18 protein-coding genes and 1 pseudogene are annotated in these 18,960 nt (G+C 49.6%); 12 read left to right on the top strand and 7 right to left on the bottom strand.

All coding sequences use genetic code 11. The features are described from left to right. Positions 1-227: 227 nt before the first annotated feature. The gene (gene gap / locus DEU29_RS11280) at positions 228-1,238 is read right to left on the bottom strand and encodes a type I glyceraldehyde-3-phosphate dehydrogenase (RefSeq protein WP_133540458.1); all 1,011 of its coding nucleotides are present in this window, start codon (positions 1,236-1,238) and stop codon (positions 228-230) included. Between the two features lie 12 nt (positions 1,239-1,250). Continuing rightward, a complete protein-coding gene (gene hexR, locus DEU29_RS11275; RefSeq protein ID WP_133540457.1) occupies positions 1,251-2,096 on the bottom strand; it encodes a transcriptional regulator HexR in 846 nt (281 codons plus the stop codon). Between the two features lie 163 nt (positions 2,097-2,259). Here hexR and zwf point away from each other — a divergent pair, with 163 nt between their 5' ends. From zwf to DEU29_RS11250, 5 genes are all read left to right on the top strand, one after another. Continuing rightward, a complete protein-coding gene (zwf, locus tag DEU29_RS11270; RefSeq protein ID WP_133540456.1) occupies positions 2,260-3,729 on the top strand; it encodes a glucose-6-phosphate dehydrogenase in 1,470 nt (489 codons plus the stop codon). Positions 3,730-3,743: 14 nt separating this feature from the next. Then, a complete protein-coding gene (gene pgl, locus DEU29_RS11265; protein ID WP_053952284.1) occupies positions 3,744-4,439 on the top strand; it encodes a 6-phosphogluconolactonase in 696 nt (231 codons plus the stop codon). A 97-nt stretch (positions 4,440-4,536) separates the two neighbouring features. After that, the gene (gene edd / locus DEU29_RS11260) at positions 4,537-6,372 is read left to right on the top strand and encodes a phosphogluconate dehydratase (protein WP_053952283.1); all 1,836 of its coding nucleotides are present in this window, start codon (positions 4,537-4,539) and stop codon (positions 6,370-6,372) included. Next, positions 6,362-7,378 carry a glucokinase gene (gene glk / locus DEU29_RS11255; protein ID WP_133540455.1) on the top strand — a complete coding sequence of 339 codons (1,017 nt, stop codon included), beginning with the start codon at positions 6,362-6,364 and terminating at the stop codon, positions 7,376-7,378. Before edd ends, glk begins: the two co-directional genes overlap by 11 nt. Positions 7,379-7,387: 9 nt before the next feature. Continuing rightward, complete coding sequence (locus DEU29_RS11250; RefSeq protein ID WP_133540454.1) at positions 7,388-7,936, top strand: bifunctional 4-hydroxy-2-oxoglutarate aldolase/2-dehydro-3-deoxy-phosphogluconate aldolase; 549 nt, start codon at positions 7,388-7,390, stop codon at positions 7,934-7,936. A 28-nt stretch (positions 7,937-7,964) separates the two neighbouring features. Here DEU29_RS11250 and DEU29_RS11245 read toward each other — a convergent pair whose 3' ends face one another. Beyond that, positions 7,965-8,804, bottom strand: coding sequence for a DMT family transporter (locus tag DEU29_RS11245; protein WP_133540453.1), 840 nt, complete (start codon positions 8,802-8,804; stop codon positions 7,965-7,967). 105 nt (positions 8,805-8,909) lie between these two features. On the opposite strand from DEU29_RS11245, the gene DEU29_RS11240 reads away from it, so the two are divergent. The 4 genes and pseudogenes from DEU29_RS11240 (at position 8,910) to DEU29_RS14215 (ending at position 11,694) form a co-directional block, all read left to right on the top strand. Beyond that, on the top strand, positions 8,910-9,803 hold the full coding sequence (locus tag DEU29_RS11240; protein WP_133540452.1) for a LysR substrate-binding domain-containing protein: 894 nt from the start codon (positions 8,910-8,912) through the stop codon (positions 9,801-9,803). Positions 9,804-9,934: 131 nt separating this feature from the next. Beyond that, on the top strand, positions 9,935-10,807 hold the full coding sequence (locus tag DEU29_RS11235) for a thioredoxin family protein (RefSeq protein WP_133540451.1): 873 nt from the start codon (positions 9,935-9,937) through the stop codon (positions 10,805-10,807). A gap of 17 nt (positions 10,808-10,824) precedes the next feature. Beyond that, positions 10,825-11,244, top strand: a pseudogene (locus DEU29_RS14220) (cytochrome-c peroxidase); the annotation flags it as partial. Beyond that, positions 11,242-11,694, top strand: a complete 453-nt coding sequence (locus tag DEU29_RS14215; RefSeq protein ID WP_347813157.1) for a cytochrome-c peroxidase — start codon at positions 11,242-11,244, stop codon at positions 11,692-11,694. The pseudogene DEU29_RS14220 and the gene DEU29_RS14215, both read left to right, overlap by 3 nt. Before the next feature lies 1 nt (position 11,695). Here the strand turns inward: DEU29_RS14215 and DEU29_RS11225 are convergent, their stop codons facing one another. From DEU29_RS11225 to DEU29_RS11215, 3 genes are read right to left on the bottom strand one after another with little or no spacing between them, the layout of a single operon-like run. Next, positions 11,696-13,318 (bottom strand): methyl-accepting chemotaxis protein, encoded by a 1,623-nt coding sequence (locus DEU29_RS11225; protein WP_208107638.1) that lies wholly within the window; start codon positions 13,316-13,318, stop codon positions 11,696-11,698. Positions 13,319-13,362: 44 nt separating this feature from the next. Further along, positions 13,363-14,352: a c-type cytochrome gene (locus tag DEU29_RS11220; protein ID WP_133540449.1), complete on the bottom strand. Its 990-nt coding sequence runs from the start codon at positions 14,350-14,352 to the stop codon at positions 13,363-13,365. Positions 14,353-14,363: 11 nt separating this feature from the next. Continuing rightward, complete coding sequence (locus DEU29_RS11215) at positions 14,364-15,020, bottom strand: c-type cytochrome (RefSeq protein WP_133540448.1); 657 nt, start codon at positions 15,018-15,020, stop codon at positions 14,364-14,366. A 109-nt stretch (positions 15,021-15,129) separates the two neighbouring features. Between DEU29_RS11215 and DEU29_RS11210 the strand changes: the two genes are divergently transcribed. Further along, the gene (locus DEU29_RS11210) at positions 15,130-16,134 is read left to right on the top strand and encodes a hypothetical protein (RefSeq protein WP_133540447.1); all 1,005 of its coding nucleotides are present in this window, start codon (positions 15,130-15,132) and stop codon (positions 16,132-16,134) included. Here the strand turns inward: DEU29_RS11210 and DEU29_RS11205 are convergent. Next, the gene (locus tag DEU29_RS11205; RefSeq protein ID WP_133540446.1) at positions 16,131-17,411 is read right to left on the bottom strand and encodes a serine hydrolase domain-containing protein; all 1,281 of its coding nucleotides are present in this window, start codon (positions 17,409-17,411) and stop codon (positions 16,131-16,133) included. The genes DEU29_RS11210 and DEU29_RS11205 overlap by 4 nt on opposite strands. 103 nt (positions 17,412-17,514) lie before the next feature. Here DEU29_RS11205 and DEU29_RS11200 point away from each other — a divergent pair, with 103 nt between their 5' ends. Both DEU29_RS11200 and DEU29_RS11195 read left to right on the top strand, forming a co-directional pair. Continuing rightward, positions 17,515-17,892 carry a thiol-disulfide oxidoreductase DCC family protein gene (locus DEU29_RS11200; protein ID WP_133540460.1) on the top strand — a complete coding sequence of 126 codons (378 nt, stop codon included), beginning with the start codon at positions 17,515-17,517 and terminating at the stop codon, positions 17,890-17,892. 53 nt (positions 17,893-17,945) lie between these two features. Beyond that, positions 17,946-18,950, top strand: a complete 1,005-nt coding sequence (locus DEU29_RS11195) for a helix-turn-helix transcriptional regulator (RefSeq protein ID WP_133540445.1) — start codon at positions 17,946-17,948, stop codon at positions 18,948-18,950. Positions 18,951-18,960 lie beyond the last annotated feature (10 nt).

Genomic DNA, 18,960 nt, shown 5'->3' with positions numbered 1-18,960 from the left:
GGTTCCTGCCAATGGAGGCTTGCGTAAATCCGGCCACGCGCCGGTTGCTGCCTGAGAATTTGGAAGCCTCGCCCGTTAGGGCGGGGAGCAGTCACACATTCTTGTTGTTAGCTATTTTAGACGAATATTACATTTTTTAATGTAAGCGCTTTTATAAAGTAGAACAAGAAATTAACATGGTCAATGAATCAGCACAAATTATTACAATAAAAAACCTTAATAAATACTTAACTGAGCGACATCAAATGTGCTGCATTGTCCAGCATACGGTTGCTAAAGCCCCATTCGTTGTCATACCAAGCCATCACTTTAACTAAACGTCCGTTGACCCGGGTTTGGTGCGTATCAAAAACACTGGATGCCGGGTTATGGTTAAAATCGCTCGACACCAAAGGTAACTCGTTAACATCGAGTACAGCACTCAGAGGCGATTTTGCAGCCGCTTGCTGTACAATTTTGTTGACTTCTTCAACGCTGGTGTCGCGATTGGCAATAAAACTAAGGTCTACGAGTGACACATTGGGTGTTGGAACCCGCACAGCAAGGCCGTCGAACTTGCCATCAAGCTCTGGAATAACTTTACCAATGGCTGCGGCTGCACCGGTTTTTGATGGGATCATTGACTGCGCAGCGGCACGGGCACGCTGTAAATCACTGTGGTAGGCATCCAGCAGACATTGATCATTGGTGTATGAGTGAACCGTTGTCATCAGTGCGCTTTCAATACCCAGGGATTCGTTAAGCGGCTGAGCAATCGGCGCCAAACAGTTGGTGGTGCAAGACGCATTAGAAATAATGGTCATATCAGGCTTCATATCCTGATGGTTAACACCATACACGAACAGACCGTCAACGTCTTTTGCCGGCGCTGAAATTATTACTTTTTTAGCTCCCGCTGTCAGGTGTTGTCCGGCGCCGTCACGGTTAGTAAATAAACCGGTGCATTCCATCACCACGTCTACGCCCAATTGCTTCCAGGGTAAATTTTTAGGGTCACGCTCGGCATAAACATTAATTTTGTGGTCATTAATATAGATGGCGTTTTCGTCGGCACGAACGTCAGCATTAAACTGGCCATGCACGGTATCAAATTTTAATAAATGTGCCAGCGTAGCAGGAGCGCCCAAATCGTTAATGGCGACAACCTCAAACTGATCATTGCGCTGACTTTCAAAGATAGCGCGGGCGATGTTTTTACCGATACGGCCAAAACCGTTAATTGCAACTTTAATTGTCATAATGAATCCTTCTTACTGCGGTGGAAAACGTGAATCTTTGAGCCCGGCTTTAACCCGAGCTAGTTGTTGTTTAATTTCTTCGCCATGCGCAAGCGCAAAGCCGGCGACGATGGCATCGATCAGCACCATCTGCGCAATACGAGATGCCATGGGCATATATTGATCGGTATCTTCAGGGACTTCGGTACTAACCACGACATGGCAGTACTTAGCCAGGGGACTGCCTTTGGCAGTAATACCAATAACCGTGGCCTGATTGTCATAGCCCAGCTGCGCAATTTCACATAGCGCTTTGGTACGTCCGGTGTGGCTAAAGCAAACGATAACGTCGCCCGGTAAGCTGTTCAGGGCAGCGACTTTTTGCACCAATACATCATCAGAGAAAATCGCCGGCGTGGTAAAACGGGCGAACTTATTCTGTGCGTCATGAGCGACCGATGCTGATGCGCCAAATCCAAAAAACGAGATCTTGCGAGCATCCTTTAGGTAACTAATGGTTTTTTCGATGGCTGCGTGGTCCAAAGTGCGCTGGGTATTGGCAAGCGCAGAAAGTGTCGACGAAAATATCTTATCGGTAACCGTGGATACGTTATCGTCATCGTCAATTTGCGAGTTAACGTACGAGGCGCCCTTAGCCAGTTGCTGTGCTAGTTGCAACTTAAAGTCAGGGTAGCCCTTGCAGCCAATGCGGCGACAAAAGCGGTTAATGGTGGGCTCACTGACATTGGCCTGTTTAGCCAGCGTCGCCGTCGATACATGAATAATAGCTTCGGGATCGAGCAATACCTGCTGCGCTACCTTATATTCATTTTTACTCAAGTCTGACAGGCGATCCTTCACCGTTTGCACTATATTCATGGGCAAAAGCTCCAACAAAGCGTTGTTCGTTTTTGTAATTTAATTACATTAATATTTGCCATGCTAACCTAAACGTTGCTAAAGTGTGAATAGAAATGTAGTAAAATTACAAAAATTAATAAAAAACGATTTCAAACCATTCAACTGAAAGTGGACAAAAGCAATGCCAAATGATTGCCCGAACTGTTGTGACATGGTGCTTTTTGGAGCGCTTGGGGATTTGTCCCGGCGTAAGTTAATCCCGGCCTTGTATCAGCTGGAACGTGCTCAACTTATCGAACCACAAAGCCGCATTATTGCCGTCGCCCGCGAAGACATGCCGGCGGCACAAATTACTGAGCGTGTTAACGACGTGTTGAAGCAATTTGTGGCGGAAAACGAGCGCGACGATGATTCGATGGCGCGCTTCTGTAAGCGCTTTCAGTATGTCTGTATGGATTTCTCGGATAACGCGAGTTATCAATCGCTGCAGCAATGCCTTGAGCAAAAACAGCATCAGCGCATCTTTTACCTGGCCACGCCGCCTGCGCTTTATGCCACGATTTGTAAAGGGCTACACAACGTAGGCCTGACCGCTGAACCAACGCGGGTGATACTGGAAAAGCCCATCGGTCATAACTTGTCGTCATCAAAAGACATTAACGAGGAAGTTGGCCAGTATTTTAACGAAACCCAGATTTATCGTATTGACCATTATTTGGGTAAAGAAACCGTACTTAACCTGTTAGCGTTGCGGTTCGCCAATTCGCTGTTTTCCAACAACTGGGATCATAACGCGGTCGACCACATTCAAATAACGGCAGCAGAGCAGGTCGGTGTTGAAGGGCGCTGGAGTTATTACGATGACGCTGGTCAGTTACGCGACATGGTGCAAAACCATTTGTTGCAGGTGTTATCGCTTATTGCTATGGAGCCACCGTCGCGTTTAGACGCCGAGAGCATCCGCGACGAAAAGCTCAAAGTACTAAAGTCGTTACGACCTATTAATGCCAGCAATAGTCAGCAATTGACCGTAAGAGGCCAGTACGCGAAAGGTTTTGCCGGCGAAACCAAAGTACCCGGTTACCTGGACGAAGAGGGTGCTAAAGAGAACAGCGAAACCGAAACCTTTGTCGCGTTAAAAGCCTATATCGATAACTGGCGTTGGTCCGGTGTGCCGTTTTATCTGCGTACGGGTAAACGCATGCCGCAAAAACGTAGTGAAGTCGTTATTACGTTTAAAAAGCAACCACATAATATTTTCCACGAAACATTGCCTGACTTGCCCCCAAATAAACTGGTTATCCGCTTACAGCCCGACGAAGGTGTAGAAGTTGAGATGATCAACAAGATACCGGGGCTGGGTAAGCAGATGCAGCTAAAAGCGACCACCCTGGACTTGAGCTTTGACGAAACCTTCAAGAAAAGGCGTATCGCGGATGCCTATGAGCGCTTATTACTGGAAGTGATGCACGGTAATCAATACTTATTCGTGCATCGCCAGGAAGTCGAACAAGCGTGGAATTGGATTGACGGCATTATTGCTGCATGGGAGACCACCGACGAGTCACCTAAGCCATACCCTGCGGGAAGCTGGGGTCCGGTCGCTTCGGTGAGTCTGTTGGCACAAGATGGTCGTGAATGGGACGAATAAAGAGATTAAAAAAGATGAATAACGAGGACAAATCAGTGAAAACCTTTGCCAGTAACGAACAACTTTCTGAACAGCTTTGCCAACGCGTTAGTGCGCAACTCAGTGATGCTATCGCAGCGCGCGGGCATGCCTATCTCGTGGTTTCGGGTGGCAATACACCTAAGCCTTTATTCGAAAAGTTATCCCGAACTGACATCGACTGGAAGCACGTGACCATTATGTTGGCCGATGAGCGTTGGGTATTACCCGACTCTAATGACAGCAACGATAAGCTAATCAAGACCGTGCTATTAAAAAACAAAGCGGCTAAAGCGCATTATATTAGCTTGTATACGGGTCATGAAAAGGCTCAGAATGCAGCCCCTGTTTTGTCTGAACAGTTAAACGAACTGCCTGAGTTTGACGTGATTATTTTAGGTATGGGCGATGATGGTCATACCGCTTCGCTGTTTCCGGATTGCGCCGAGCTGCAACAAGGCTTAACGGCTAATGATGCGGTTATTGCAACGCAGCCAACTAAGGCGCCGTATGCACGGGTTAGTTTAACCAAGTCACGTATCATGAACAGTCGCAATATTTATTTGCACTTTTGTGGCGAAAACAAGCTGCAAGTGTTTAAACAGGTCGAAGAGAGTGGAAAGGCTATTTTGCCTATCGGTGAATTCTTGCACCAGCAGCAAGTCCCCACTGAGGTTTACTACGCAGCGTAGCTTGCGCCTGAGGCGCAAGCTACCAGATAGCCATGTAACTTGCGCCTGAGGCGCAAGCTACTCGCACGCAAGCGACCAAAAAAGATCAGGAGCAATTATGAATCCAACAGTAGCCGCCGTTACCGAGCGTATCGAAAAACGCAGCGCGGCCAGTCGCAAAGATTACCTGGCACGCATGGCAAAAGCCCGCAAACAAGGGCCGCATCGCGGCGCATTGTCTTGCGGTAACTTAGCCCATGGCTTTGCCGCCTGTGGTAAAGACGACAAACAAGAGCTGCGCAGTCTGACCAAAGCCAACATTGGTATCGTCACGGCATATAACGATATGTTGTCGGCGCACCAGCCGTACCACGATTATCCTGATAAAATTAAACAGGCGATACGTGAAGTAGGCAGTGTTGCACAGGTAGCGGGCGGCGTGCCGGCTATGTGCGACGGCGTAACGCAGGGCCAGCCGGGCATGGATCTGAGCCTACTCAGCCGTGATGTGATCGCCATGGCCAGTGCGGTGAGCTTGTCGCACAACATGTTTGATGGCGGCTTAATGTTGGGCATATGCGATAAAATCGTACCGGGATTGCTTATTTCCGCACTGAGCTTTGGTCATTTGCCGTTTATCTTCGTACCGGCGGGGCCTATGCCATCGGGTATTCCCAATAGCGAAAAAGCCCGTATTCGTGAATTGTATGCCGAGGGTAAAGTTGGTAAAGCGGAACTACTCGATGCCGAGTCGGCCTCGTATCACACGGCTGGTACCTGCACGTTTTATGGCACGGCTAACTCCAATCAGTTAGTGGTTGAGTTGATGGGCCTGCATTTGCCTGGAGCTTCGTTCGTTAATCCGGGTAACGACTTGCGCGAAGCACTGACCCGTGCAGCCGCTCAGCACGTGACTCGTATTACCGACTTGGGCAGTGATTACCGTCCGATCAGCGAAATTGTAACCGCTAAAACACTGGTAAACGGTATTGTCGGTTTGTTAGCGACGGGTGGTTCGACTAACCACACGATGCACTTAGTCGCCATTGCTAAGGCGGCGGGATACGATATCAATTGGAGTGACTTTGAAGCCTTGTCAGATGTCACGCCGATGCTGACGCGTGTTTACCCCAATGGTCAGGCTGACATCAACTACTTCCAGCGTGCCGGTGGCATGGCATTCCTGACGCGCGAACTACGCGATGCGGGTCTGTTGCATAACGACGTGGAAACGGTCGTTGGTCATGGACTGGATCTCTACACCAAGAAGCCGGAACTGGGCGAGGACGGTAAGTTAAATTGGGTTGAGATCAATAAAGAATCACTGGACGAGGACGTGCTGCGCCCAGTCAGTAATCCGTTTAGCGACCATGGTGGTTTAAAAGTATTAAGCGGCAACCTGGGGCGTGCTGTTATCAAAACCTCGTCATTGCCTGAACAAGCCGAGCCTATAACGGCACCCGCGGTTGTATTTACCGACCAAAACGATCTGGACGCGGCATTTAACGCTGGCGACTTAAATAAAGATTGTGTGGTTGTGGTCAAATATCAGGGCCCCAAGGCTATAGGTATGCCGGAGTTGCATAAATTGACACCGCCACTGGGCGTATTGCAGAAGCGTGGTTATAAGGTGGCGTTGGTGACTGACGGTCGCATGTCGGGTGCTTCAGGTAAAGTGCCTGCAGCTATCCACGTAACGCCGGAAGCGGTCGATGGCGGCTTGATTGCCAAGGTTAAAGACGGCGATATGGTTAAGCTCGACTTTTTAACCGGCGAGCTGGAATTGTTAGTCGATAGCAACGAGCTTGAACAGCGCGAACCAGAAAAAATTGATTTAACTGACAGCCACTTTGGCATGGGACGTGAATTATTTGGTAATCTACGCGCCAGTTTTAGTGGTGCCGAGCAGGGCGCTAGTGTGTTATTTAAGGACGACAAAGAGCATGGTGAGTAGCGAACATACGCCAATTATCGATGGTTTCGCGGTAGTCGCGGACATCGGTGGCACAAACGCCCGATTTGGCCGCATTAATTTAGAAACTTTCGAGTTAGACCGTATTCAGGTATTCCCTTGTGCGGACTACCTGAATCTGACCGACGCTATGATTGCGTATCGCGAGCAGCAGGATGTGCCGTTAGAACACGTCGCCATCGCTATTGCCTGTCCGGCTGAGTCTGACTCTATTCAAATGACCAACCATCACTGGCAGTTCTCTGTGCAGGGAACTAAGCGCGCGCTGGGGCTTAAGAGCTTTATCGTGTTAAACGATTTCGCTGCTGCGGCAATGAGTTTGGTTACATTGGATAAGAAAGAGCAAAAGAAAATCGGCGGCGGTCACAAACATGACGATGCGCCCAAAGCAGTACTGGGTGCCGGTACCGGATTAGGCGTGGGCCACCTGATCACCTTGCCCAATGGCGACGTAATGCCGCTGCCCGGTGAGGGTGGACATGCAGACTGGGCTCCGCTGAACGAGAAAGAATGGGCGATTTATGAGTTTCTCTCACATCGCTTTGAGGGCCGAGTGTCAGCAGAGCGGGTGCTCTCGGGCCCCGGTCTCGAAAACCTTTACCAGGCCATCGCGGCTTATCATGATCGCCCGGTACCGCCGTTGCGTGCTAAGACCATTGGCGCTCGTGCTCTAAGCGGCTGTGACGCGATTGCGGTAGAAGCAGTAGAACAATTTTTTGCCAGCTTAGGCAGTTTTGCCGGTAATTTGGCGTTAACGTTGAATACCCGCGGTGGCGTTTATATTGGCGGTGGCGTGGTACCTAAACTACTGCCAATGATGGCGAACTCAGAATTTCGTGCGCGCTTCGAGCAAAAAGGGCGCTTCTGTAATTTAGCAGAGTCTATCCCCTGTTACGTCATAACCGCCGAACACGCGGGTATGCGTGGGGTCGCACAATATTTAAAACAGCGCTTGCAGCATCGTGCACAGCGCAAGCAAACCGCTTAGGAATTAATAATGACAGCAAAAGACATATTTGAACGTGCGACGGTGATCCCGGTGATGACCGTCAACGACGTTGAAAGCGCGGTAGAAATGGGCCGTAAGCTTTATAAGCAAGGCTTTGAAGTATTAGAGGTGACGTTGCGCACTTCTGCCGCCATTCATGCGATTGAAGAAATGCGCCGTGAACTGCCACATGCACTGGTCGGTGCTGGCACTGTGCTTAACGACGAACAGCTGCAGTCAGTCATCGCTGCCGGCGCACAATTTGCGATTAGCCCGGGTGCTACGGATGATTTATTAAAAGCCGGGGCCGAGTCGGATATCCCATTAATTCCGGGGGTTGCGACGGTTTCTGAGGCTATGAATGGCATGCAGTATGGTTATACTGAATTCAAACTGTTCCCGGCCGAAGCTGTTGGCGGCGTTAAACTACTCAAAGCCATTAGCGCACCATTAGCCGATATCACCTTTTGCCCGACCGGCGGCATCAACGAGTCCAACTACAAAGACTACCTGGCACTGCCCAACGTCGCCTGCGTCGGCGGTAGCTGGATCATTTGAGCCCCCGTAGCGTGCGTCCCGACGCACGTTAGGCTCGCGACTTCAGCGTCAGCAAAGTCAACGGCACGACAATCAGCATGCTACCAATGTAAAAGCGCGCGTCGGGCTGTTCGGCAAAAAACAACATACCGAGCAGCACGGCGCCAATTAACCCCGTATATTCCGCACTGGTCACTTTATTACTCTCAGCCGCCCGATACGCATACACACAAGTGCCCGCATACACCATCGCAAATAAACTCGATCCAACCGCAATCAATAACGTATCCGGGTTAAATGCAGCGCCCTCGAACAATGCAAACGCAGCTGCCGTCGGTATCCCCAACAAGTTGGTTAAATAAAGCGTATCAATAATGCTGTGCTCTGTTGGTAACTTTTTAATCAGTAAATTATTCAACGCCAGTGTGGTTGCTGCCACTAGCGCCGCCAGCGCAAAGATATTGGCCGAGGTCGGATTGACGATAACTAATACACCCACCATGCCCAGGGCTGCCGTAGACAATGACAAAATCGTCACGCGCTCTTTAAATAACAACCGAGCCAGCACGACGGTAATCACCGGCGCGGCATAAAATATGGCATTAGCCGTAGCCAGCGGCAGAGTGGTCAGCGAAATCACCATAAACACCGTGCCCAGTAAAAAAATATGTGCCCGAGTGGCATGCCAACGCAAATTCTTCGGCAACAGTGGCCGCTTAAGCAGCAGGATGACCGGCAGCAACATCAACGTTGCACTCAGCTGACGATACAAAACAAACTGAAACGGCGCCTCAAAACCATCCAGTAACTTAATCAACGAGTCCGACAGGATCACCACGTTATTGCCCAGCACTAACAACAAAATAGCCCAAACCAATGAACGATCCATAGATACCTCCCTGATAGTCACCCTTGAATTGGTGGCCATTTTAGGTCAGGCTAGTTATTAAATAAAATGATATAAAATCATTTAATCATGAGGTAATTAGATAAAATGAGTTTGCCGTTTAGAGCCATTCATTACTTTGTCGAAGTCGCCCGTTGCGAAAGTTTTTCGAAAGCGGCAGAACGGCTGTTTGTTTCACAAAGTGCGGTAAGTCACCAGGTTCGCTTACTAGAAGAGCTGCTAGGTGCGGATCTGTTTGTGCGGCGCGGCCGACAAACCTTGTTGTCAGCGGTTGGCGAAAGTTATTTTAACGAAGTGGCTAGCGCCATCAATAGCATCGAACACGCCACCCGCAATTTCCAGCAGGATGATTCACGCCAGGTGCGTTTGGCTGTACACGGGTCACTGGCAGTCAAATGGTTGATCCCGGCACTGGATGACTTTCGCGAGCGTTATCCCAATGTCGAACTGACGCTGCAAATGCTGACCAAAGACGGCCATTTCGATAGCCAGTGGGCCGACTGCTTTATTACCACGATGCCGCCCGGCGCAGGTTTTGTGCGCTATCATTTATATGACGAAACGCTAAAACCTTATTGCTCAAAAGCCCTTTGGAACGAGGCCAGTCGCTTATCAGACGTGGCCGATCTGAGGCGGTTTCCGTTGTTATCGGCGATTTCTGCGTTTGCCAGCGGTCAGCCGGGAACAGACTGGCAGCGTTGGTTCGAAAAAGCCGGTATTGTGCTGCCAACTGACGCGAAAGTGCATCATTTTAGTCATTTGTTACTGGCTGCCGAAGCCGCCAAATACGGCCAGGGCATTGCCTTACTTAACGAGTTCATGACGACCGAGCAAGAACGTGCCGAAAGCCTGTTCGAGTTACCGTTTCACGGCATTCGCACCGACGACAGCTTTTATTTTGTGTACCCCGCATCAACGCCGAAATCACCCGGTCTGCAAGCCCTCGGTGACTGGCTGGTCGCGCTTTGCAAAAACCGCTGACCAAAAAACCAAAACACTGAAACACAGAGAGCGCAGAGGCCACAGAGAAAAACGCTTTAATAATCATGATATAAATCATTCGTAAAGTACGGTATATTTTTACACAAAGTATTAGGTGGTAAGGCGCAAGCATGAAGTATTTATTGGTCGTAGTCGCATTAGTATGTACATCAGCACTAGCACAAGAGTGGCAGTTTGACGGTCAAAACCCAGACCCGCAGCAGCTAAAACAATGGCAGCAGCAAGCCGCGGCAGAAGGTAAAGACCTGATGCTGGTGTTAGGTGCTAATTGGTGTGGTGACAGCATCGCCTTGCTGCAACAGTTTAATCAATCTGAATTTAGTCAAAAACTACAGCAAAACTACCAAGTTCAGCCGATAGACGTCGGCTACTTTGAACGCGGGTACGATATCGTAAAAGCTTATGATGAACCTATGTATTACGGCACACCTACGGTAATCATTATCGATGCGGAAACAGGTGCAATTGATAATTTTGGCGATTGGCAACACTGGACCAATGCGTCAAAGCACTCTACCGAGGAATTCACCCAGTATTTTATCGAGCAGTCCTACCAGAGCGTTGATAAAAGCCAGTTAAGCCAGGCACAGCAACAACAACTTAACGACTTCAGCCAGCGTCAAGCGCAACGCGTAAAAGCCGGTTACGACTGGGTTGCTCCGCATTTAAAAGCTTATAAAGACTCCGGCGCCAAACAGCCACCGCAAGCGTTTATCGATAAATGGATGGCCGTAGCTAAATTTCGCAATCAAGTGCATAGCGATATCGTCACCGCCATCGAGCAGGGCATCGCAAACCCCAATCAGCCTTTGCCGTTACCGTCGTACCCGCAACAGCGCTGGGAGTCGGAACAGGACCCGTTGGTACAAATCTATCGGGGACCTCAATCGCAGTGGCCTGCGGCAATGGTTGACAGTAATGTAACGGCGACGCCGTTGGCAGCCTTACCACGACAACAGGAAGCCCACGCAAAAAAGTCGTAAACCGAGCTCAGCGTGAGCTCGGTAAAGCGTTGTTTTTTGAGCCGCTGCTGTCTAAGTCGCAGCAAATTTCCTGTGCCAGCTGCCATGATCCCGAGCAGCGCTGGGCCGATGGCAAGCGCAAGGCCATCGGGCATCAACAGCAACAACACGATCTCAACACCCCCAGCATCATTAACGTGGCGTTTTTATCAGAGCTATTCTGGGATGGTCGTGCAGAGTCACTCGAAGCGCAGGTGATACAAACCTGGCAAAGCCCCATCGAAATGGCGGCCAACATACCTGCGGCGGTCGAACGCATACAAAATAACAGTAACTATAGCGCTCAGTTTGAGGCGGCTTTTGGCGACACGCAAATCAATGCCGGCCGAATAGCGACCGCGATAGCAAACTATATGCGCACCATCACCCTAACCGACACGCGCTTTGATCAGTTTATGCGGGGCGATCGCACAGCCTTAACCGCACCAGAAATTAAAGGTTTGCATGTATTTCGCACTAAAGGGCAGTGTATGAATTGCCACCATGGCGCGCTACTCACCGATAATGACTTTCATCATTTAGGTTCTAGCTTTCATCACCAGGGCAACTTTAAAGGGCGTTATGCGGTAACCGCCAAGCCTGAGCACGTCGGCGCTTTTCGTACCCCCGGGTTGCGCGGGGTAAGCGCGACGGCACCGTATTTACACAACGGCTTTGCCCGCAGTCTGGAGGCGCTGTTAAACCTGTATAACGATGGTTGGTGGCAAAATGCGCCGGATCCTAATGACGATAGTGGCATACCTTACGCCAAACTATCGCCATTAATTAACGAACTTAACCTAAGCCGAGAAGAGCTCACTCAACTGCAAGCGTTTTTACACAGCCTTGACGGGAGCGTTGAGCCCTAACTTACAACTTAAACTGATTAACCTGAGATTGCAGCTGTTCAGCCAGTCGGGCTAATTCAGCGGTTGCCGTATCGGTCTGCTCTGAGCCCGCGGTAATTTGTTCGCTGGCATCGTTGATACGGTTAACATTTTGGTTAATTTCGTCAGCCACCACCGACTGCTCTTCGGCTGCATTAGCAATGCTGGTATTCATGTCGTTAATGCGCGAAACCGCGGTGGCAATGACCTGTAATGCTTCTTGTGCCTGGCGTGCGGCACTAACCGTTTCGTCGGTCTGCGCATGACTTTCGGTCATAATATTGGTAGCGCGGCCGGTTGCGCTGCGCAATGACTCAATCATGTCAGACACTTCCTGGGTCGCGGTTTGAGTGCGATGGGCCAGGTTGCGTACTTCGTCGGCGACAACAGAAAAACCACGACCTTGTTCGCCGGCTCTGGCCGCCTCTATAGCTGCGTTAAGCGCCAACAAGTTGGTCTGCTCGGCAATGCCGTTAATCACCTCTAAAATACCGCTAATGCGCTCGCTGTTGGAATTAACATCCTCCATCGACGATACGGCATTTTCGACCCGTTCGGCCAAGGATTTAATCGTGGTTTGAGTTTCTTCAACGATCCGCTCGCCACGTTTAGCCTCTTCATCCGCTTCGTTCGCGGCAGAGGAAGCATCCAGTGCACTTTCAGCAACGTTCTGCACCGTTGCCGTCATTTCGTTCATGGCTGTGGCGACTTGCTCGGTTTCGCTGCGTTGCGTGTGAATAGCGCGTGATGATTCGTGCGACACCGCAGCGACTTCTTCAGCAGCGGAGGCGACTTGCAAAGTTGAGTCACGAACTTCGCTGACAATAGCATGCACTTTCTCGATAAAACGATTAACACTCACCGCCATGTCACTGATTTCGTCGTTGCCATCCGCTTCCAGGCGTTTGGTTAAATCGCCTTCGCCGGCAGACAGCTCCTGCAGGTGCTCGCGAGTGGCCTGAATGCGTCGCAACACCGAACCGATAATAAAGTAATTGACCGCTACGATAGCCAAGATAGCCAATAACCCAATAATCAAGCCAGTGGCATAGGTGGTGTTAACCTGTGTTTGCGCCTGCTCCTGCACTTGCTCTGTTAATGCCTGCTCTTTTTGCATTATTTCATCAACGGCAATGCGAATTTCGCGCCAGGCGGGGTTCTCTTCGGTAGCTAATAAACGGCCGGCAGCTTGTTGTTCGCCAGCCTCGGCCAGTTGTAATACTCGGCGCCGGGCATCGATAACAATACCCCAGTTGCGCTCGATCATGGTCAAGGCCTGGTCGTTATTCAAATGCACTTGGTCATCGGTCGAGCGAATAAAGCTTAGCGATTCGGTAAATAATTTATTGGTCCTTTCGACCACTTTGGCAGGTAATTCCAGCTCGGGGTTAAAGATTTTGTTACGTGAGGCAACGCCACCCAGTAACCCCTCGCCATACATGGTATTGAGTGCATCCATACGCGCCTGGTTAACCTGTAAGTACTGCTCAAAATCCTGGTTAACGCTACGCACACCATTTAGGGTAAAACCCAAGGCTAGAATAATCAGCACCACCGTCAATACGATAGCGCTGAGCATACGGCCTTTAACGGATGATAAGAACACTCAATACCTCCTTGTTTAGGGGCTAAACTCGCGCTAAACGCGATTTAGTCAAATGTCCGTGGTTTTAAGTTATCCGGTTTAAGAAACGGTTTTTCGCCGGTGTTGTTATGATCACCCAGCACTTTGCCGTTAATTTCCTGTCCGTATAACGACCACTGATAAAAGTTATTATGCTTTTTGCGTGTCTCTTCTATATCGCCAGTGTAACGCGGATCTTGAGGGCGTTCGTGCGCATTAATAAAATAAGCGACGTCCCAAGCCTCTTTATCCGATAAGCGACCGGGTTGGCCTAACGGCATATTGTTTTGAATAAAAGATGCCGCGGTAAAGATACGGGTAATTCCAGCGCCCCAGTTGTAGGAGTTATCGCCCCACAACGCGGGGAAAACAACCTCACCATCAACGCGTTTTCCTTCGCCATTATCACCGTGGCATACCGCACAGTTGTCCGTATAAACCTGTTGCCCAGCGTCATAACTAATGTCCTCAGGCATCTGCTTACCTAAGTGGTTAAAGCCTCGTGCAGCAATATTTTTGTCGTACACCTTAGCGCCTTTGGCCATATAGGTGTGATAAGCCACTAACGCTAACATGTCATCGCTGCCATATTCCGGCGGCTTACCGTTCATAGAATAAGCAAAACAACCGGCAATGCGCTCTTCTAGTGAGTTAACGTGCTTATTCTTACCACGAAAGTCTGGTAGGGTCGTCGCTGCAGGCCACACCGGTGCAGCCCATGGCATACGCCCTTCACCCATATGACACGACTTACAACTCATGTCGTTAAAGACATATTCGCCGCGATATTTCTGGGTGTTCATGAACATGTCACGACCTTTGAGGATCACTTGGCGCAGCTCCGGGTGTAAATCAGGATCCGTCTTAATGTCAGTTAGCGTCGGGGCATCGTGAACATAAGCGCCTTCTTTATATTCAGGTAATTTTACTTCACCGGGATCTTGAACCGCCGCAACAGCTAATCCGGCAACAGAAGCGCCGAGTAACGATAAGGCAACTTTTAATGATTTATCCATGTTCTGACTCCTTATTTCGCGGCAGGTAGCGATGCGAGGTAGGCTGCGACCGCATCAATTTGTTCGTCACTTAAGCGTTTAGCAACAGCTTCCATCAACTGCACTTCGTCGGTTTTACGGGTACCGTTTTGCCACGCTTTAAGCTGCTGCTTAATGTAACCCGCATGTTGTCCGGCAAGGGCAGGGAAATTTTCGTCAACACCACGATTACCGGGCCCATGACATGTACTGCAGGCCGGAATGTATTCATCCCAATTGCCGTTATTGACTAACATCTCGCCCAGTTCCGCTTGTTTTTTATCGCTGATTTCTGCGGTTGCGGTCGGCGCGGGTAAGCTCGCGTAATAAGCGGCAATATCAGCCAGTTGTTGCTCGTCAAAGTTATCGACATTCATGCTCATAACGGCGTTAGTCCGGGCGCCTGTTTGATAGGCCAGCATCTGACGCAATAAATAGCCTTCGTCTAACCCCGCAATGTAGGGGAAATTGCCTGCCGCATTGCCTTCACCATTAGGGCCATGACAAGCCATACAAGGGGCACCGCTACCATCACCTTTCATTGACAGTTGTTGACCATTGTCTATATTGCCATCAGCGGCGCTGGCTGACAGCGATATCAAAAACGCACTGCCGAGGATTAAACTACGCCGACGAATGAAGTTTTTCATAACGACTTCCTTATGTGATATGAGCATATGCATATGATGGTTATTATATTAGCAGAATATATATTATAATCCTACAAACTGTAAGGACTTTAATTAAAGGGATTAGCGTATGAACCTACGTTTGTCAAAGTTAGCAATCACCTTGTTGGCGCTAGGCATCAGCGCAAACGCAGCGGCTGAACAGCAAACTGAGCTGTCCAGCCAGACCTTTGCTAACTTCAGCAATATCCAGCAAAGTGACGTCAGCGTGCCGATTGAAGGTTGGGAATTTGACCTAAAACGCTTCTATCTTGATTTGAATCATCAATTTAACGAAACCTGGAGCGCAGTCATAACAACGGATGTGCAATGGCGCCGGCAGGCCGATCCAACAGACGTGTGGTTTCGTCATGCCTATGTCGAGCGTAAAATCGGCGACGATAAAAAGCTCTGGCTGGGTGTCGCTCCGCTACCCTGGATTGACTATGTGGCGCGCAAAGTCGGCTACCGCTACGTGGATCCCAGCATTAACCCAATGGAAGGTTTCGCCGGCCCAACAGATTTGGGTGTGCACTTTTATCAAAAAGGTGAGCAGTTCAGCTATGGTGCATCAGTCGTAACCGGCGGGGGTTTTAAAAAGCCTACAGTTGGTGACTCGGCTGACGTAGAAGCCTACGCAGCATGGCACGCAACGGCTAACTGGGACGTTGCGGTGGGTATTTACACGGGCTCACGTGCACAGGATAAAGACGAAGCGAATAAGCTAAATACCGCTGAGCGCTTTAATGCCTCTGTTAATTATCAGTCGAAACAGTGGCGTTTTGGTGTTGAGTACGTGCATAGCAATAACTGGAACCAAGTCGCAACCCCCATCGAAGATGCTAAAAGTGGCTGCGGCAGTTGGGTCAGTTATCGTTACGCGCCTAAGTACTCGGTGTTCTTACGTTACGACACCAGCAACCCCAGTCGCCGACTTAATCCCAGCTTAGAAAAAGACTACATTCAAGCCGGCTGGGACTGGAAGGCAACGTCCTATTTGACGGTCGCCTTTGTTGCCAAACATAAAGAGCAAACGTCAGCGACAGTCGATCGGGACTCCAACGAGTTTGGTGTCTGGACCATGTGGAATTTTTAAGGTTTATTCAGCAAGAGCTTTTTACCTATTTCGGTCACACTGCGGGCGCGGCTGCTAAGTATAACAACGCCGCGCTTGCCATCTTCCGTAAAACCAATAAAGCTACTAAACCCTGCCGTTTGGCCATTATGCCAGACCAGCATTGTATCGCCGCGCTGCTCCTTTATCCAAGCCAAAGACTGCTGTGATGATTGACCTAACGGCTGGCGCTCGGCTAACAGGGTTTCTACCACCGGCTGCCATTTATCGCGCGGCTGCATCAGCGTTTTTAAGTAAGCCACCATGTCATCAACGGTCGCAATAACCGCACCGGCTCCGGCTAGGGCGTCAAAGTGCCAATGTGGTACTTGGCTACCGTCGATACGCGAACCGGCAATCAATTGTGGGTTATCAATTGGCGCTAATGCCAAGTAACTGTTGGCCATAGCCAATGGCTTAAAAAGCTTTTCTTGGAGTAATTCCTCAAAGGATTGATCATAAGCTTTTGCCAAGGTTTCGGCTAACAGTCCGTAGCCAAAGTTTGAGTATTCGTATTGCGCCGGTAGTGCGACAGAGGATGTGCTCACGGCTTCGTTGAGTTTTACCGTATCGTAATCGATATAGGGGTCATTGATATCATCTAAACTCAAATTAGTCGGCAACCGCGGTAATCCGGAGTGGTGGGTGGCAATATCAACCAGTTTGATGTCACCGACCTGTTCATTGGCGTTGGGCCAATAGGTTTTTAATTGCGTTTGCTCATTAACGACATCGTCCTGCAGCGCTTCTGCCAACAACCAAGCAACCATCGTTTTAGTCACTGAACCAATTTCATATTGCTTGTTGTCGTCAACGTTAAAAGTTAAACGTTCGACTTGCCATTCACCGTCAGTCAACTCAATAATAGCCGCATCGACCGGTAGCTCTGCCAGGGTTTGTTCTGGTGTTGGCTGTTGTGACTCATCTACGGGACACAAGGTTAGCGCTAAACTCATGCCTTGGTTAAATTGCCCTTGATAACAGCCATTATCCTGACGTTTACCATCGAATGAGGCTTGGATGACCGATGAACTAAACGTCAGCTGGGTTTGGGTTATATCGACTTCGTTTATCGGAATGCCAAAGGCCCCCTGCGCCGGACTGTCTAAGGTGGCGGCCCCATCGGTTAAATTAAGTTGAAGTGGCAGTGTGGTATTTTCATTAACCACTAAGTCACCAGCATAACTGCTCGCAAACTCTTGCGCTTGCGCAGTCAACGAAAACAGCATGACACTACAGCATGTGAGATGTTTAGACATGGCTTTAACCCTTTTTTTATAATTATTGTGATAACTATAGCAAATTCTGCCGTATGTATAAGTGGCTTTAAAAACGATGACAGGGTGTTAAGTAGTGAAAAACCTGATTATTTTTTACGATGGTGGCTGCCCTTTGTGTGTCAAAGAAATGCGCCACCTAAAAAAGCTGGATGAGCCGGGCAATATCCAGTTTGAAAATATCAATGCGGATGACTTTAGCGAGCGCTACCCTGAGATTAACGTGGGCGATGCTAATGCCTATCTTCATGGGCAACTTGCTAATGGTGAGATGATTTATGGCCTGGATGTGACACATGAGGCCTGGTCGCAAGTGGGTAAAGGTTGGCTGATTGCGCCATTGCGATGGCCGGGTGTCCGTTGGCTGGCCGATAAGGTTTACCTGGGCTTTGCTAAACACCGCAATCGTATCTCAAAGCTTTTGACCGGTCAGGAAAGATGTTCGCAATGCCGTATTGATTAACTCACGAGATATAGTAGTTTAATAGCGGCGGCTTACTGACAAAGGGAATTGCTATGTCGACCACAGGATCACGTCAAACACTGGTACGCCAGTGGGAAATGCTCAAATTACTACCAACCCGGGCGCCGGGGATGACCGCTCGCGATATTTGTCAGCTGCTTAATGACGAGGGCTTTAATGTGTCCAAGCGGCAGGTTGAGCGTGATTTGGAGCAGTTATCCCAGTCATTTGCCCTGGTCTGTAACGACAAAGGCAAGCCCTATGGTTGGCACTGGATGGCCGGAGCAGGGGCAGATATGCCGGCGATTTCAGCCGCAGAGGCGTTGTCGTTGACCATGGTTGAGAAGGTGTTAAAACCGCTGCTACCGGGGACTGTTTTACAGTCCATAGCGCCGCGGTTGAACCAGGCCAAAGACAAACTAGCTAAGTTGCAGCAAAGTCAGGCTTTTGGTGATTGGCAAAACAAAGTGGCGTATGTGCCGGCAACATTGCAACAGCAGGCACCGCATATCGATGACGAGGTGTTGCACAACACGCAGCTGGCGCTGTTGCATAATCAGTGTTTGGATGTTAACTACCAGCCTGCCGGTAAACCTTGTAAAACCTATACATTGCATCCATTGGGATTGGTACAGCGAGGCGTCAGCACTTATTTGGTGGCGACGGTCGACCCCTATGATGACGCGCGTTTGTTTGCTTTGCATCGGATGCAAGCGGCTGTTTTACGCGACGATAAAAATATCACCGTGCCGGATGGGTTTACCTTAAAAGGATATTTGTTAGACGGTAATCTGCAGTTTTCCGATGGCGTAAAGTTGGCACTAAAAGCTCGTATTAACGATAACCTGGCGATGCATATCAGCGAAACACCACTGAGTGATGACCAGGCGATTGCAGCCAGTGAGCAGGGTAAGATCCTCACCGCTACGGTCAACGACTCTTGGCAACTACGCTGGTGGATCAAATCCATGGGCGCCCAAATCGAAATCCTCGAACCCGCCGCGCTGCGCCAAGACATCGCCAGCGAACTCGCCGAAACCCTCCGCGCATACCAGTAGCTCGTGCCTT

The organism is Idiomarina aquatica, from assembly GCF_004362895.1.
Classification (GTDB): domain Bacteria; phylum Pseudomonadota; class Gammaproteobacteria; order Enterobacterales; family Alteromonadaceae; genus Idiomarina.
Note: the sequence above shows the minus strand (reverse complement) of the source record. Positions and strands in the feature narration are given on the sequence as shown.